The organism is Pseudomonas vranovensis (genome assembly GCF_040438935.1).
Lineage (GTDB): Bacteria > Pseudomonadota > Gammaproteobacteria > Pseudomonadales > Pseudomonadaceae > Aquipseudomonas > Aquipseudomonas vranovensis.
This window is the reverse complement of the sequence record NZ_CP159259.1, coordinates 1398005-1412332: the sequence shown is the minus strand read 5'-3', so window position 1 is coordinate 1412332 and position 14328 is coordinate 1398005. Positions and strand designations below refer to the sequence as shown.

Annotated in this window: 15 protein-coding genes and 1 pseudogene; 10 read left to right on the top strand and 6 right to left on the bottom strand. The window is 58.1% G+C overall.

Annotated elements, in window-relative coordinates:
• The first annotated feature begins 44 nt into the window (after positions 1-44).
• Positions 45-1133 (top strand): membrane protein, encoded by a 1089-nt coding sequence (locus ABVN19_RS06645; RefSeq protein WP_028941856.1) that lies wholly within the window; start codon positions 45-47, stop codon positions 1131-1133.
• A gap of 386 nt (positions 1134-1519) precedes the next feature.
• Positions 1520-2194, top strand: a complete 675-nt coding sequence (locus ABVN19_RS06640; RefSeq protein ID WP_028941855.1) for a DUF3313 domain-containing protein — start codon at positions 1520-1522, stop codon at positions 2192-2194.
• A 52-nt stretch (positions 2195-2246) separates the two neighbouring features.
• Here ABVN19_RS06640 and ABVN19_RS06635 read toward each other — a convergent pair whose 3' ends face one another.
• Positions 2247-2621, bottom strand: coding sequence for a hypothetical protein (locus ABVN19_RS06635; protein ID WP_028941854.1), 375 nt, complete (start codon positions 2619-2621; stop codon positions 2247-2249).
• A 517-nt stretch (positions 2622-3138) separates the two neighbouring features.
• Between ABVN19_RS06635 and ABVN19_RS06630 the strand changes: the two genes are divergently transcribed.
• Positions 3139-4716, top strand: a complete 1578-nt coding sequence (locus ABVN19_RS06630; protein WP_028941853.1) for an arylsulfatase — start codon at positions 3139-3141, stop codon at positions 4714-4716.
• A gap of 157 nt (positions 4717-4873) precedes the next feature.
• On the opposite strand, the gene ABVN19_RS06625 is transcribed toward ABVN19_RS06630, so the two are convergent.
• From ABVN19_RS06625 to ABVN19_RS06615, 3 genes are all read right to left on the bottom strand, one after another.
• Entirely contained in the window at positions 4874-5107 is a 234-nt protein-coding gene (locus ABVN19_RS06625; RefSeq protein WP_028941852.1) for a hypothetical protein, read from the bottom strand.
• 163 nt (positions 5108-5270) lie between these two features.
• The gene (locus ABVN19_RS06620) at positions 5271-5471 is read right to left on the bottom strand and encodes a hypothetical protein (RefSeq protein WP_028941851.1); all 201 of its coding nucleotides are present in this window, start codon (positions 5469-5471) and stop codon (positions 5271-5273) included.
• Between the two features lie 235 nt (positions 5472-5706).
• On the bottom strand, positions 5707-6000 hold the full coding sequence (locus ABVN19_RS06615) for a hypothetical protein (RefSeq protein ID WP_084167911.1): 294 nt from the start codon (positions 5998-6000) through the stop codon (positions 5707-5709).
• A gap of 168 nt (positions 6001-6168) precedes the next feature.
• Here ABVN19_RS06615 and ABVN19_RS06610 point away from each other — a divergent pair, with 168 nt between their 5' ends.
• Entirely contained in the window at positions 6169-6363 is a 195-nt protein-coding gene (locus ABVN19_RS06610) for a hypothetical protein (RefSeq protein WP_146117319.1), read from the top strand.
• On the opposite strand, the gene ABVN19_RS06605 is transcribed toward ABVN19_RS06610, so the two are convergent.
• A complete protein-coding gene (locus ABVN19_RS06605; RefSeq protein ID WP_028941850.1) occupies positions 6356-7837 on the bottom strand; it encodes a PLP-dependent aminotransferase family protein in 1482 nt (493 codons plus the stop codon). The two genes, ABVN19_RS06610 and ABVN19_RS06605, sit on opposite strands and share 8 nt — an antisense overlap.
• Before the next feature lie 101 nt (positions 7838-7938).
• On the opposite strand from ABVN19_RS06605, the gene ABVN19_RS06600 reads away from it, so the two are divergent.
• On the top strand, positions 7939-8409 hold the full coding sequence (locus ABVN19_RS06600; RefSeq protein ID WP_028941849.1) for a GNAT family N-acetyltransferase: 471 nt from the start codon (positions 7939-7941) through the stop codon (positions 8407-8409).
• Positions 8410-8639: 230 nt separating this feature from the next.
• Here ABVN19_RS06600 and ABVN19_RS06595 read toward each other — a convergent pair whose 3' ends face one another.
• Complete coding sequence (locus tag ABVN19_RS06595; RefSeq protein ID WP_105641763.1) at positions 8640-9590, bottom strand: LysR family transcriptional regulator; 951 nt, start codon at positions 9588-9590, stop codon at positions 8640-8642.
• 145 nt (positions 9591-9735) lie between these two features.
• Between ABVN19_RS06595 and ABVN19_RS06590 the strand changes: the two genes are divergently transcribed.
• The 5 genes and pseudogenes from ABVN19_RS06590 to ABVN19_RS06570 all read left to right on the top strand — a co-directional run bounded on the left by ABVN19_RS06590 (position 9736) and on the right by ABVN19_RS06570 (position 14073).
• Entirely contained in the window at positions 9736-10911 is a 1176-nt protein-coding gene (locus ABVN19_RS06590; protein ID WP_105641764.1) for a M20 aminoacylase family protein, read from the top strand.
• Between the two features lie 27 nt (positions 10912-10938).
• On the top strand, positions 10939-12255 hold the full coding sequence (locus ABVN19_RS06585) for an MFS transporter (protein ID WP_028941846.1): 1317 nt from the start codon (positions 10939-10941) through the stop codon (positions 12253-12255).
• A 104-nt stretch (positions 12256-12359) separates the two neighbouring features.
• A pseudogene (locus ABVN19_RS06580) lies at positions 12360-13466 on the top strand (OprD family outer membrane porin); the annotation flags it as partial.
• Between the two features lie 62 nt (positions 13467-13528).
• Complete coding sequence (locus ABVN19_RS06575) at positions 13529-13717, top strand: OprD family outer membrane porin (protein ID WP_353632796.1); 189 nt, start codon at positions 13529-13531, stop codon at positions 13715-13717.
• Positions 13718-13878: 161 nt separating this feature from the next.
• Positions 13879-14073 carry a hypothetical protein gene (locus ABVN19_RS06570; RefSeq protein WP_028941845.1) on the top strand — a complete coding sequence of 65 codons (195 nt, stop codon included), beginning with the start codon at positions 13879-13881 and terminating at the stop codon, positions 14071-14073.
• Positions 14074-14328: the final 255 nt, after the last annotated feature.

Sequence of the window (14328 nt, the reverse complement as noted above, 5' to 3'; positions counted from 1 at the left end):
CACGTTTCCATGCAACTAATAAGTCTAAGAACGAGAAAAGTGTAATGAATAAACAATCCATCCAGATTGCGCTGGCTTACATGTCCGTGGTGATCGGCGGCGGCTTCGCCTCCGGGCAGGAGGTACTGCAGTTTTTCACCGGCTATGGACTGATAGGCATTGTCGGTACTCTGGTCAGCGGTGTGCTGTTTGCCTTCCTCGGCATGCAGATCGCCCGGATGAGCTCGCAGATGCAAGCGAACTCCCACAAGGAAGTCCTTTACCGTTTGTTCGGTACTCGAATCGGCTTGGTCGTCGACGTCGTGCTGTCGTTCTTCCTCTACGGTGTCGGCGTTGTGATGCTGGCTGGCAGCGGCTCGATCTTTGCCCAGGAGTACAGCATGCCGCCGTTGTTCGGCGGTGTATTGATGACTGTGCTGGTGATCGCCACCCTGTGCCTGAACGTCAAGCGCATCATCAATCTGATCAGCGCAGTCATGCCCTTCCTGCTGGCAATGGTCCTGATCATCACCACCTACTCGATCTTCAACTACAACGCCTCGGTCGAGACCCTCGACGCCGTTGCCCGCGAGAACAACGAAACGGTCACCGGCAACTGGTTCGTCGGCGCCCTGCTGTACGCATCGTTCAACATCGCCGTAGGCTTCCCGATGCTGGCCGTTATCGGCGGCATGACCAAGCAGCCCAAGGCCGCAGCCGTCGGCGGCATACTCGGAGGCCTTGGCCTGGGCGCGCTGATCCTGCTGCTGAACATCGGCCTGTTCGCCAACATCAACCAGCTGCAGGGCATCGAGATGCCGTCGCTGGCATTGTCGGGGCGCATCTCGCCAATCCTTTCGGTGGTCATGTCGATCGCGCTGGTCTGCATGATCTACAGCACTGCGGTCGGTATGTTCTTTGCTTTCAGCGCCCGCTTTGCCAAGCCTGATTCACGCCGTTTCAAACTCGTCAGCGCAGTGACGGTTTGCGTGGGCCTGGCCTTGAGCCTGGGTGGTTTCAGCAAGTTGGTCGGCACCGTCTACCCACTGCTGGGCTACGTCGGTTTTGCACTGATCCTCGCCATTGGCTTCAGCTGGATTCGCGGCCGCTCCGCTGCCAAGGCGCAACGCGCCGAACTGAACGCCCTGTCCTGAGGCGCGTAGACAAACGCAGTCAAGCCCTTTCAGGGCTTTCCAAAAAACCGATGCCAGGTCCGGGCATCGGTTTTTTTATGCCCGTTCAACGGCCCCCGCCCTGTACTTCCATGTGGAGACGCACCGCTGTGCCTCCAGGCTGATCGGAGACTGTTTCCATTCGTTAACACTTGTAAGTTGATACTTACGAGCTAGGTTTGTTCCTAAAGCTCGGTACAGCACATTCCCTAGCAGGAGCGTTCAATGAGAATGGCAGCTCTATCCTTGACCAGCGTCGACGCAGCGTCATCAACTTCTGGTCCACTATTGTCACGCCCGGACACTGCAATCACTGTCTCGGCGGGATACTCGCCGGGACCGCACAATTCGCCACTAGGAGCTACACGATGAAGTCGAAGTACCTGATGATCACGCTCTGCGTCACCTCACTGGCACTCTCAGGCTGTGCCAGCAAGTATGTTGAATCCGATCAATATTCCGGTTTTCTCAAGGACTACAGTGCCCTGAAGGAGGAAAAGTCACCGTCGGGCGCGGCAGTGATGCGCTGGATCGACCCAAAAGTCGATGCCAACAAGTTCAGCAGCGTCTATATCGAGCCAAGCCAACTTTACCCCAAGCCTCAAGCGACGGAAAAAATCCCGGACACCACCTTGCAAGGCATCACCCAGTACTACAACCAGGCCCTGCAGACCCAGTTTTCCAAGGTCGTTCCGCTAGCCAAAGGCCCGGGACCAGGCGTGTTGGTCGTACGGCCGGCGATCACCGCCGTGAGTGCCAAGACCAAGGGGCTGCGTCCGTATGAAGTGATCCCGATCGCCCTGGTCGCCGCAGGCGTCAGTGCTGCCACCGGCATTCGCGATCAGGACACCAGCCTGTCGACCGAAGCGCAGTTTCTCGATGCCAGCAACAACAAAGTCGTTGCCCAGGTCGTACGCAAAGGCGCCGGTGCCGACCTGGAAAACTCCGACCAGGTCATGACGGCCAAGGACGCCAGGGCCGTGCTCGATGGCTGGGCCATCGACATGGTCAAGTCGTTCGAACAACTCAGAACCAAACACTAGGACACGGCCCAGATGCACAAAGCCCAGCGCGACGCTGGGCTTTGAGTACGACCTACGTGTGTGAGCACATCAGCGCTGCGTCCAGCAATCTTCCCTTGTCATACCAGGCATCTCGTTGATAGGCAGAGAATTGATGCTGGCTGCCGGAGCCGTGGACCTCGACAAGGCCAGTGGCTTTATTGGGGTCGGTGCTTTCAACAAAAAGCTTGAGCGTGTCGTTCTCCTTGACCGTGTAGGTTTTTGAGTTTGGACTGCCTTGAAGCTCATCCTGCACACATACAACATAATCGGGTGGACTCTTCCCCGTGCTACCAGAGGTGTAATCATCGCCCTCACGGATATCTGGGTTTTGTGCACAGCCTGCGAGCAAGCAGGCAACGAAAAGCGACAACGTCAAATCACAGGTGGCCGACCTTGAACCCTTCATGTGACACCTTCCGTCTGCCCCCGGGTAAATCAATGGATAGCTACGGATAAAAGCTGCCATTTTTTAGTTGTAGGCCAGACTGACACTCAACAAATCCATCGCCCCTAGAGCGTAGCGCTCGCCACAAATGAAGATTATTCTCGTTTGCTATCTTCCCTACGCTGAATCTGAATAACAACCTGCATCAGCGTGGGTAGTGTTGCCCCGCGCCAATTACAGCTAATCCGTACGTGGGGTTGCAGTGGTCCTGGATGCGCCCTTACGGCGATGGAGAATCCGCAGCAACAACGCGTCCGTGCTGCGCGGCTGCAGCAGACGGACAAGCCATGTCCCAGCAGCTTGGAATAGTGAGCATCGCGTCTGGACGTCTTTCCTGAAACGACTACTTTTAACTCTGTCAGTTGCCACCACACCCATCCTCCACAGTCTGGGACGGCCCCGGGCATGTTTCAAAGCAGGCATCGCATGCAATACAACTATTCGCACTTTGCGACCCACTGGTAAAGGAGCAAGTCAGATGACGCGCGTACGCAAGTGGCTACCCAGAGTCGCCTTGATGGCAACCTCGCTCATGGCGCTATCGGCAACTGCCGCCGCTGCCGACAAACCGAACATACTGGTTATCTTCGGCGACGACATCGGCCAGACCAATATCAGCGCTTACGCTGACGGCGTGGTGGGTTATGAGACCCCGAATATCGACCGCCTAGCCAAAGAAGGCATGAAATTCACCGACTACTACGCGGAGAACAGTTGCACGGCTGGGCGATCGACATTTATTACCGGGCAGTCGCCATTGCGCACTGGCCTCTCCAAAGTGGGTATGCCTGGTGTGCCGGTCGGGCTGCAGGCAAGGGATATAACGATTGCTCAGGCGCTCAAGGCCCAAGGCTATGCCACCGGTCAGTTTGGCAAGAACCATTTAGGGGACAAGGACGAATACCTCCCAACCAACCACGGCTTCGACGAGTTCTTCGGCAACCTGTATCACCTCAACGCCGAAGAGGAACCAGAGCGCCCGTACTGGCCAAAAAACAACGCTGCATTTGTCAAAGCTGCATCGCCACGCGGAGTGATCCACAGCTACGCCGATGGCAAGATCGAAGACACCGGTGCACTGAACAGCAAACGCATGGAAACAATCGATGACGAGACCACTCAGGCCGCCATCAATTTCATTGAGAAACAGGCCAAGGCTGACAAACCATTCTTTGTGTGGATGAACACCACTCGCATGCATGCTTTCACACATGTACGTGATTCCATGAAGGGCCAGAGCGGTATGCCAGGCAACGAATATGCCGATGGCATGCTTGAACACGACGGCGACGTCGGCAAGTTGCTCAAGAGCATCGATGACCTCAAGCTCGCCGACAACACCATCGTTGTCTACACCACTGACAACGGCCCTAATCAATGGTCCTGGCCGGATGCCGCGACCACACCCTTCAGGAACGAGAAAAACTCCAACTGGGAAGGGGCTTACCGCGTTCCAGCAATGGTCCGCTGGCCCGGGAAGATCAAGCCTGGCACCGTTTCTACCCAGATGTTCTCTGGGCTGGACTGGTTCCCGACCTTGCTGGCTGCAGCAGGCGATACCGATATCAAAGATCGCCTGCTAAAGGGAACCAACGTCGGAGGGAGTAACTTCAAGGTACACCTGGACGGCTTCAACCAGCTGGACTACTTGACGGGTAAGGCTGATAAAAGTGCTCGTAACGAGTTCTTCTACTTCAGCGATGATGGCGACCTTGTAGGCATGCGCTATGACGATTGGAAGATTGTCTATTGCGAACAGCGTGCACCCGGTGGCTTGAAGGTATGGAGCGAACCTTTCACGTGCCTGCGAGTACCCAAGCTCTTCAACCTGCGCATGGACCCGTATGAGCGTGCCGACGTGGTATCCGACCAATACTATGATTGGCTGACCAAGAATGACTACTTGATATTCGAGGGCACTCAGAAAGCGGCGGCTTTCCTGGAAACATTTGTCGAATACCCACCGAGCCAACGTCCTGCGAGCTTCAGTATCGACCAGATTCGCGCCGACGTAGATAGACGAATTGAAGCGAAAATGGATCAACAGAAGAAGTGAGTGATGCTGCACCAGCGTCCGCCCAAGGGCGGGCGCGCCCCGCTGTTTCACAGTAATCGTGAAAGCTCTGGACTCGTCCTGCAGTGCTCCAAAAGGTCAAGTCCAGCCTCCCTGCCGAAAAAGTCCGAGGCGATTCCCACAGGACAGACCGGCGCTCTTAGCCTTGACCGTCATGCACGGTTACCCTCACTCCGGTAGCCACAATCTCGTACTCAGTTTCAGATATTTTTTTCACGTCGCCGCCGAATTGCATCTCGAAATGCTTCAAGCCTTCATGCCGAACCATACCGTGTGGCGAGCGCTCAACGGTCTCGTCCTGATAGATGTTAATCACGTACTCCACGTTATCCGTGCCAACACCCATGATCTTTCCAACATACTTATCTGCCATGTCCGGAGTCCTTGCGTGAAGTCTCGAAGTAGCGGGTACCGACAGGCGCGTCCTTCCCTACCTGGAACCGCCGCGCCACAAAATCACGGTTTCACCGGCTGTGGCGCGGAAGCTTGAACATTTTCAACAACGCGAAGTGCTGCAGATTTGCCAGGAAAACTGATTACTTGAGCTGCAACCGAAGGTTGTTCAAATGCTCAAGTGCAGCCTCCTTCTCCTCCATGGCGGCCGGGCCCTCGCTGCCCATGATTGAGGAATAGGCGTCCTCGTAGACCTTCGCAACAATCTGAGCGCTCTCGGACCGCTTCAGGAAAGCCATTAGAAGGTGTTCAACTGCATCCACTTGCGCTTGATTCAAGCTCACAACAACCTCCTAGACCCGGCCCCATGCCGGTCACCCCGTAATAACCCATCCCACCCATAATTGCCACCATGGTGCATCCGGCCACGGAGGGCGACGCATGCAGGGCGTTCAGGGCTGGACAGCGGGCTGGCGTTCTGCCCAGACCTGATCGGATGAATATATTGGGACTCCAGATCAACAACCTCCAATGACCAGACACAAAGAGGCCGAAGCCTCTGAGCTTCGGCCTTCATCATTACGCCACTTGACGTGGTTTCGCCGACTCGTGACCAGCAGCAAATACCAGTGCCCGGCCAGTGCCCCAGGCCAACGCGCGAGTCATCGTTTCATGAGGTCGGGATGGGTAAGCCTCTTCCACAATGCGGTCTCCACTTTTGGCATATACCCCAATAAAAAGCTGAGTTTCCCCTGTGCGGGAAAGGCGGGTTTGAACATCAATCATGCTGCCGTCATCAAGGATTTCATCGTGATAACGATGGTGAAGGGTGGGGTCTGCCCAGGCCCAGAATACATCGCCGCGATATCTCATACCGAATCTCCTCTGATTACCCAGTAGGCGCGGTAACTGATGAGATAGATATCCATTTCGCTTATAGGCGACCATCGGTGCAATAACCATCCTTTATTGGCCGATACGGCATCCAAAAGCCCAATTCACCCTCTATTGAACAGCCGCTATTGGGCGGGAGGCATCGTCATGTCAAAGAAACTCAAGTCATCGCTGCTTGTACTTTCGGCTTTTCTGCGTGCCAACGAAAACCCCGCAGACGTTAATCTGCGGGGCTTTCAAAAAGGCAAGCCGACTATGCCTTCCATTCCAACCATTCACCTCGGCAGCTGGGAGATGAGTTTAATCCGCCCCGCCACCTATAGCCGGCCGCAAACTACCTGAGCAGGCCCGCAAACACCTTTGCCAGATTCTCCACCGAGGCGCGCATTTCGCCAGGCGTGTGTGCCGCGAACCCCATCAGAACGCCAACATCATTTCTCGGCGTCGCATGTAAGCCGCCAAGCCCCAGCAGGTCGATACCAACCGCTCTTGCCGCCGTGACCACAGCATCTTCCGAGAGGTCCTGGACGAAATGGCAGGGCATCTGCAGTCCTCCGGCCGGGATGCGCGGCGCTAGAAACTCTCCCAGGCGCTTGTGCACGAGTTCAGCTAGTACGTCCCGTCTCTCGCCATACAGCGCCCTCATGTTCCGCACATGAGCCGTGTAGTGCCCGCCTTCCATAAACCTTGCCAGTGTCAGTTGGGCAATGGACGCTGTATGCCCATCCTGCAGCGTGCGGGCGCTGGTCATCGGGGCGACGAGATTGGGCGGCAACAACAGATAGCCAATACGCAGCCCCGCGAACAGCGACTTGGTGAAGGTGCCGATGTAGAGTGTCCGCTCATGCGGGTCCAGGCCCTGCACGCAGGCAGTTGGCCTGCCTTCGTAGTGGAATTCACTGTCGTAGTCATCCTCGATGATCCAGCCACGCTGCTGCCTTGCCCATTCGATCGCGAGCAACCGTCTGTCAAGCGACAACGTCGCCCCGGTTGGGTATTGATGGGAAGGCGTAAGAAAAACCGCCCTGGCATTACTGGCCAGCGAGCTCATGCCCTCCACCTGCATGCCGCTATCATCCACCGGCACGGGAATGCACTTGAGGCCTGCGGCGGCAACAGCTTTGCGGGTGCCTTGGTAGAGAGGGTCTTCGACCAGCACCGGGTCGCCCGCATCCATGAGTAGTTGCGCGCACAGGCCAAGCGCCTGCTGTGAACTGGTGAGAATCAACACCCGATCGGCGGACGCCTTCGCCCCACGTTCAAGGTTGAGGTAGTCAGCGATTGCAATCCGCAGTGAAGCCATGCCTTGGGGCGCACTGTGATCCAGAGCCTGGGTGCCATATTCCTTGTACACCTGGCGCTCCAGCTTTTCCCAAATTGCCAAGGGAAAGCGCCGGGTCTCGGCTACCCCAGGTGCGAAGGGGCGCGGTGCTTGAAAGTTGTCCACGCCCCCGCCCTGAAGCATGTCCATCGCCCTGCGGCTGAGCTGAGGTGGGCCATCGCAGACAGCCTCGCGTTGGCGCTTTCGCATTGGCAGGTGCCGAGCACGTTGCGAAACGAAACTTCCGCTGCCCACGCGGCGCTCGATGTAACCCTCTGCATGCAACTGACTGTATGCCGCCTCTACGGTATCCCTCGACACGCCCAGGGAACGGGCCAAAGGACGTGAGGCAGGCAACGCCTTGCCGACCGGCAGCGCGCCATCAAGTACCAATTGACGAATCGCCCTCTGGATACGTACATGCAGCGACAACGTTCCATGAGCGGGGTCGGTCATCCAGGCTTTAACCGACTGCAACTGTGAGTGCTTGAACATTGGTCTGGTTCATTTGCAGAAAGTGGTAGGGCAATTCCGGCCATTCTATCGCTATAAATGCATTGTTTTCCGACCATTCTTCAACCGAAAGGGGTTCCACGATGACAGCTGCACAACAATTCGTTTCCGTTCGCGAGTTGGAACAGAGTGATTACCAACCATGGTCCCTGTACTGGGACCAGTATCAGGCGTTCTACAAGGTGGAACTGAGCGAGGACACGACAGAGCTGACCTGGGCTCGGTTCTTCGACCCTGCAGAGCCCGTGCACTGCGCCGTTGCCACGGAAGGTGAGCGGCTTCTCGGCTTCGTCCATTTTGTTTTCCATCGCTCGACCTGGGCGCGTAACAACTTCTGCTACCTCGAGGACCTGTACGTCTGCCCCACTGCCCGGGGGAAAATGGTTGGCAAGCAGTTGATCGAGTTTGTTCAGGGGCAGGCGCAGGAGAAACGCTGCGATCGGCTCTATTGGCATACCCAGGAGACTAACCAGACCGCACAGCGACTATACGATTGGATAGCCGAAAAGCCGGGGGTGATCGAGTACCGGATGGCACTGCCTGCGCTGGACTGAAGCGAATACCACACAACGCTTGCCCCCCCGCAGATCTACTCTGCGGGGCTCGCAATAATTAAGTTGGAATCACATGGCATTGACGGATTCTAGAATGGGTTCCCTATACCGCCATGCATCGAAACCACTGCGCGCACCTCATCAACCTCTGCCGCGCCGGTGATGCTCCCTCCCCTGGGAAAACAACAAACTGCTGCGCCAGTAGTTGCCGAAAACGCAGGAGAACTCACTCAGAACAGCAACCGGAGCATATCGGCCAACTGCCGGGACTCGGCATCGGCTGAACGACTGCAGGCTTTCAACGCTTGCTGCAGGCACACCACAAAACAGCGCGCTGCAGGATCCAGGGCCTGATCGCGCAAACGCACGACGCTGATGTCGCCCTCCTCCAACGTTTCATCCAGCGCCAGAGCTGTGGCCTTGCCGCGCAAAGGTTCACACAACAACATCGGTTCGGGCGAATAGCCCAACATGCCGGCATCGATGATCAGGCTGCTCAGCATGGCACTGGACTGGGCGCAGACGATGCGCCCGGGAGCAACGCTGTAGCCGTGGCGGCCAAACAGATGGCGCAAGACCTGATCCTGGCTGGCCTGGGTGAAGTTCATCACCCAGTCCTGCTCCAGCAACTGCCCCAACGACCGGGCCGTCCGCAGGGGATGTTTGTCGTTTGCCAATACCCGCATGCGATAGCGGGCCAGCGGTTCATGGGCGAACTCCTGACCGGGCAGATTGCCCGCAGGGCCGAGAGCAAACTGCATCTGGCCGGTGCGCAGCAATGACAAGCTGACTGCTTGCAAACCTTCGTAGAGCTCCAATTGCACAACAGGCATCTCGCGACGAAAAGCCTGCACCGCCACGGCCAGCAAGGTCTGTCCGAACCACGGTGTTACCCCCACGCACAGCCGCGTCGGCGCTTCGCCGCGCAGACTGGCAAGATCACGCTGGGCACTCTCCAACTGGCTGGCGATCTGCCGGGCATGGGGCAGCAAGGTCTGCCCGGCCACCGTCAGACGTGCCCCCCCGGCATGACGCGACAACAGCGCAAGCCCCTGCTCTTCTTCCAGCTCACGCAAGGCCCGGGTGATCGCCGCCTGGGACAACCCCAGGCCCCGCGCCGCCGAGCGAATGCCCCCACTGTCGGCCACTGCGATCAGGGCCTGTAACTGATGCAACTTCAAGCGTTTCTCCTGCCTGAACACCAAAGGTCGTCACGACAACCATTTTGCAGCTTATGTGCACCGCTTGCTGGCGCTAGGTTAGATCACGCGAACGCGCCAGCCAACGGGCCGCGCAGTGTCGCCTTGCGAACCAGGACAAGACAATATGCACGACACCGATATTGACCCCGGCATCAAAGCCATCACTCCCGCCATGATCGAGCTACGCCGGGCAATCCATCGCCAGCCTGAGCTGGGCTTTGAGGAATTTGCCACCCGGGAGCGCGTGATCAAACACTTGGAGGATTGGGGCTACGAGATCCACAAGGACATGGCCACCACCGCCGTAGTCGGTACTTTGCGTTGCGGCCAGGGTCCGTCACTGGGCCTGCGTGCAGAACTGGATGCCCTACCGATCCAGGAACACGGCACGCAACCTTGGGCCAGCGCTACACCGGGCAAGATGCACGCTTGCGGGCACGATGGCCATACAGCAATGCTGCTCGCCGCGGCCTGCGAGCTGGCCCGCGTGCGTAGCTGGCAGGGCACCTTGCACGTGTTCTTTCAGCCTGCCGAAGAAGGCCATGGCGGCTCAGGCGCCAAACGCATGCTGGATGAAGGCGTCTTCAAACTGTTCCCCTGCGACGCCCTGTTCGCCCTGCACAACTCGCCCGGCATGCCGGTCGGCAAGTTCGGCATATTGGCCGGCCCCTGCATGGCATCCACCGATAGCGTCAGCATTGTCATCCATGGCAAAGGCGGCCATGGCGCCATGCCGGAGAAGACCATCGACCCAGTGGTGATCGGCGCGTCATTGGTGTTGGTCCTGCAGACCATCGTCTCGCGCAATGCGCCACCTAGCGAAACCGCGATCATCACCATCGGCGCCTTCCTCGCCGGTGACGCCGCCAATGTCATCCCGCAGACCGCCGAGCTGCGTCTCAGTGTCCGCACGCTCAATCCGCAAGTCCGCAGCCTGCTGCGCCAACGTATTCAGACCCTGGCCGAATTGCATGCACAGAGCTATGGCGCACAGGCCGAAGTCAGCTTCGGTAGCGGCTACCCGGTGCTGGTCAATGACCCGACAGCCAGCCGACTGGCCGAGCAGGTGGTGCGAGACTGGCTGGGTGACGATGGCCTGGTGCATAACCAGAAACCCATTTGCGCCAGTGACGACTTCGCTTTCTGGCTGGAGCAGATACCCGGTTGCTACGTGCTGATCGGCAACGGCGACGGCGCTGGAAATTGTGAAGTCCACAACCCTGGCTACGACTTCAACGACCAGATCCTACCGCTGGGCGCAACCTTCTGGGTGCGGCTGGCGCAGCGTTTTCTCGACTGAATCGACCTCCCCGAGAGCACCATTGCGATGACAACAAAAACAACAACACTCGACCTCAACTGCGAACTTGTCCGACCGAAAAACCATCGGGCTATCGCCGCCATCTGCCTAGGCAACGCTCTGGAGTTTTACGACTTCCTGGTCTACAGCATGCTGGCGACGCTGATGGCCAGGCTGTTTTTTCCATTCGGTGACCATCCGCTGATCCCCCTGATGCTGTCGCTGGCGGTATTCGGCACTGGCTTCGTCATGCGCCCGCTGGGTGGCCTAGTGATCGGCATGTATGCCGACCGTGTCGGACGCAAGGCAGCAATGCGCTTGACCTTGTGGCTGATGGCAATCGGTTCTTTGCTGTTCACCGTTGCCCCGACCTACGCCCAGGCAGGACTGCTCGGTCCGGCCATCGTCATCGCTGCGCGATTGCTGCAAGGCTTCGCCGTCGGTGGCCAGATCGGCACCTCGACCACCATGCTGATGGAGTACGCCGACAAGCATTCGCGCGGCTACTACTGCAGCTGGCAGACCTTCAGCCAGAGCCTGGGTATCCTCATCGGCGGCTTGATGGTCATGGGCTTGAGCAACCTACTCAGCCCCGAGGCCATGGACAGCTGGGGGTGGCGCCTCGTGTTCGCCATGGGCATCCTCGGGATCCCGGTCAGTGAGTACATTCGCCATCGCCTGGAGGAAACCGTCGTCCATCGTCAGTCTCAGCGAACCAATCCACCGCTGTCGCGCTCCGGGCAGTTGGCACTGTTGCTGCAGCACCCGCGGCAGCTGCTCGCCGGTGTCCTGCTGGTGGTTGGCGCCACGGTGCCGATCTACACCATTCAGTTCTACCTGGCCAACCACGCCGTCGGCGTACTCGGCATGCCGCTGAGCGTCGGTGCTTGGGCAGCCATTTGCGCCTGCCTTCCGCCGTTATTGCTGTCGGCCCACGCCGGGCGCCTGAGTGATCGCATCGGCCGGCGCAAGGCTATTTTCTGGCCACTTCCGATACTGCTGCTGGCGATTTACCCGGCATTCCTGCTAATCAACCAGTACCCGAGCATTAGCATATTGCTGACCGTAGTGACCTTGCTGTGCATCCCCCTGACCTACACCATCGTGCCTAACCTGGCGATGCTGCCGGAACTGTTCCCCACGCAGATACGCGCCAGTGGCATGTCCCTTGCCTACTGCATCGGCGTGGCGCTGTTCGGTGGTTTTGCGCAGTTCTTCGCCGCCGGCCTGGTAAGCCTCACAGGCAGCCCCAACGCCCCGGCCTGGTACATCTTCGCCGCGATCCTGCTGTCGCTGATAGGTTTGAAGCTGGCCCCCGAGACCGTCGGCAAAGACCTCAGCTGAGTCACCCCCGCTCAAGGACGAGCACAACCATTCCCCCTTTTGCGACGCGCCATTGCGTCGTGCATCCAGCTGCGCGAAAAACAATAACAACAGGTGCTACAACCATGCCTCGTCCCCACGCCAAACTGCTCTGCGCTGCCCTGCTGACCGGCGACTCCTCGCTACTTCTGGCCAGCACCGACGGTTTTGTAGAAGCCAGCCGTCTTGAACTGATCAATCGCAACTACTACTTCAATCGCGACCTGCGCAACGGTGCAAGCAACACTCAAGGCGTAAATCCGAAACTACCGGCCAGTGATCGCAACGGCTACCGCGAAGAATGGGCTCATGGCCTGATGCTGCGCTATACCTCAGGCTACACGCCGGGCGCGCTGGGCCTGGGAGTGGATGCCCACGCCCAGCTGGGCGTCAAGCTCGATAGCGGCGCCGGTCGCACCGGCACTGCCCTGCTGCCGATCAACCACAATCGCGAGGCCGATGCGAAGGTCGAAGACCACTACAGCCAAGCGGGCGCCGCACTCAAGGTGCGGGCCTGGGGCACTGAACTGAAATGGGGCGAAATGCGCACCAGCACGCCTGTCTTCACCACAGCCGACAGCCGTCTGCTTCCAGAAATGGCCACTGGCATGTACTTGCGCAGCCAGGCGCTACCTCCCCTGCAGCTTGAGGCCGGACACTTCACCGCCTACCACGAATTTGCCTCAAGCAACCGCGATGACAGCCTGCGCACCCGCTACTCCGATGCCCAGGTCCGCAGCCTGGATTTCATCGGCGCCAGTTATCGCCTTGGCGATACCTTAGGGCTGAAGCTATTTCACGCCCGGGCAGAAGACAACTGGCTGCAGAACTACCTCAACCTCAACTACGATGTGCCCTTGAACAATGGACATGGGCTGAACTTCGATACCCATCTGTATCGCAGCGATGCCACCGGTCGGCAGTTGTCAGGGCCGATCGATAACACCAGTTGGAGCCTGGCGACCGCTTACCGCGTGGGCGCACACAGGCTCACCCTCGCCTACCAGCAGATCGATGGCGAAACACCGTTCGACTATGTCGGCGGCCTGTCGATCGACTTGACAAACTCGGTACAACTCTCCGACTTCAACGCCCCTGGAATGAAATCGCAACAGGTGCGTTATGACTTGGACTTGGCATCGCTAGGCATCCCCGGCCTGAATTTCATGACTCGCTACGTCACCGGCCGCGGTGCCAGTGACAGTGGCTGGACGCCCAGTACGCAGTTTTCGGGGGGCCGGCTTCGACCTATGGCATGTACGACGGTGCACGTTGGCATGAGCTGGATGTCGACATCCGTTACGTCGTGCAACAAGGCTGGGCCAGGGGCATGCTGCTGCGCACGCGGTTCGCCGTGTATCGCGGCAACCACGAAGCGGCGGCGGATCTGCAGGACATCAATGAAGTCCGAGTGATCGTGGAGCATCCACTTGATTGGCTGTAGGGCTTCGACAATGGTTTGGTTTCGGCTGGCACGCGGCTGGAGCGCATCAAGCTCAGAACCAGAGATCACCTGTCGCCGTTCTTCATTCTGAGCGGTAATGACAAGAGACTGTCGTGGGAAATGTTGCGTAACCGTTGGCAAGATGCGCGGAGGCTGTGCGGGTGAAAGCGGTCAGCGAGAGGAAGCCAGAACTTGCGGATCGGATTGCTCAATTTCAGTTTCGAGATACCAGGCCGAAGGCTGCAGCGGAAATCACTGACCTGGCCGACGCCAGCCTACTGCTGGGTCACTCCAAGGAGGGAATTACCGAGCGGGTTTATCGCCGCACAAAGGCCATCGGCAAGCCTTCCGAATGACAAAGTTTCGAAACTCCACCCTTTTCCGACCCACAAAAGAAAACCCCGCAGACGTTGATCTGCGGGGTTTTCAATAAGGAAGGCCGAGGACGGAATCGAACCGGCGTGGACGGTTTTCAATCCGTGATCTATTTACTTATTTTTCGAATGCTTACATAGCACTCGATTCCGCATCGAACCAAATTATAAAAACAGAAGCTCATAAAGAGTATCGCCACCCTTACATTTATCGCGAAACACAGGAGGTTTCGCTCG

What these genes read in the sequence shown, in the direction of transcription:
- ABVN19_RS06645 (WP_028941856.1), top strand. Translation starts at nt 45, where the DNA reads ATGAATAAACAATCCATCCAGATTGCGCTGGCTTACATGTCCGTGGTG.
- ABVN19_RS06640 (WP_028941855.1), top strand. Translation starts at nt 1,520, where the DNA reads ATGAAGTCGAAGTACCTGATGATCACGCTCTGCGTCACCTCACTGGCA.
- ABVN19_RS06635 (WP_028941854.1), bottom strand. Translation starts at nt 2,621, where the DNA reads ATGAAGGGTTCAAGGTCGGCCACCTGTGATTTGACGTTGTCGCTTTTC.
- ABVN19_RS06630 (WP_028941853.1), top strand. Translation starts at nt 3,139, where the DNA reads ATGACGCGCGTACGCAAGTGGCTACCCAGAGTCGCCTTGATGGCAACC.
- ABVN19_RS06625 (WP_028941852.1), bottom strand. Translation starts at nt 5,107, where the DNA reads ATGGCAGATAAGTATGTTGGAAAGATCATGGGTGTTGGCACGGATAAC.
- ABVN19_RS06615 (WP_084167911.1), bottom strand. Translation starts at nt 6,000, where the DNA reads ATGAGATATCGCGGCGATGTATTCTGGGCCTGGGCAGACCCCACCCTT.
- ABVN19_RS06610 (WP_146117319.1), top strand. Translation starts at nt 6,169, where the DNA reads ATGTCAAAGAAACTCAAGTCATCGCTGCTTGTACTTTCGGCTTTTCTG.
- ABVN19_RS06605 (WP_028941850.1), bottom strand. Translation starts at nt 7,837, where the DNA reads ATGTTCAAGCACTCACAGTTGCAGTCGGTTAAAGCCTGGATGACCGAC.
- ABVN19_RS06600 (WP_028941849.1), top strand. Translation starts at nt 7,939, where the DNA reads ATGACAGCTGCACAACAATTCGTTTCCGTTCGCGAGTTGGAACAGAGT.
- ABVN19_RS06590 (WP_105641764.1), top strand. Translation starts at nt 9,736, where the DNA reads ATGCACGACACCGATATTGACCCCGGCATCAAAGCCATCACTCCCGCC.
- ABVN19_RS06585 (WP_028941846.1), top strand. Translation starts at nt 10,939, where the DNA reads ATGACAACAAAAACAACAACACTCGACCTCAACTGCGAACTTGTCCGA.
- ABVN19_RS06575 (WP_353632796.1), top strand. Translation starts at nt 13,529, where the DNA reads ATGTACGACGGTGCACGTTGGCATGAGCTGGATGTCGACATCCGTTAC.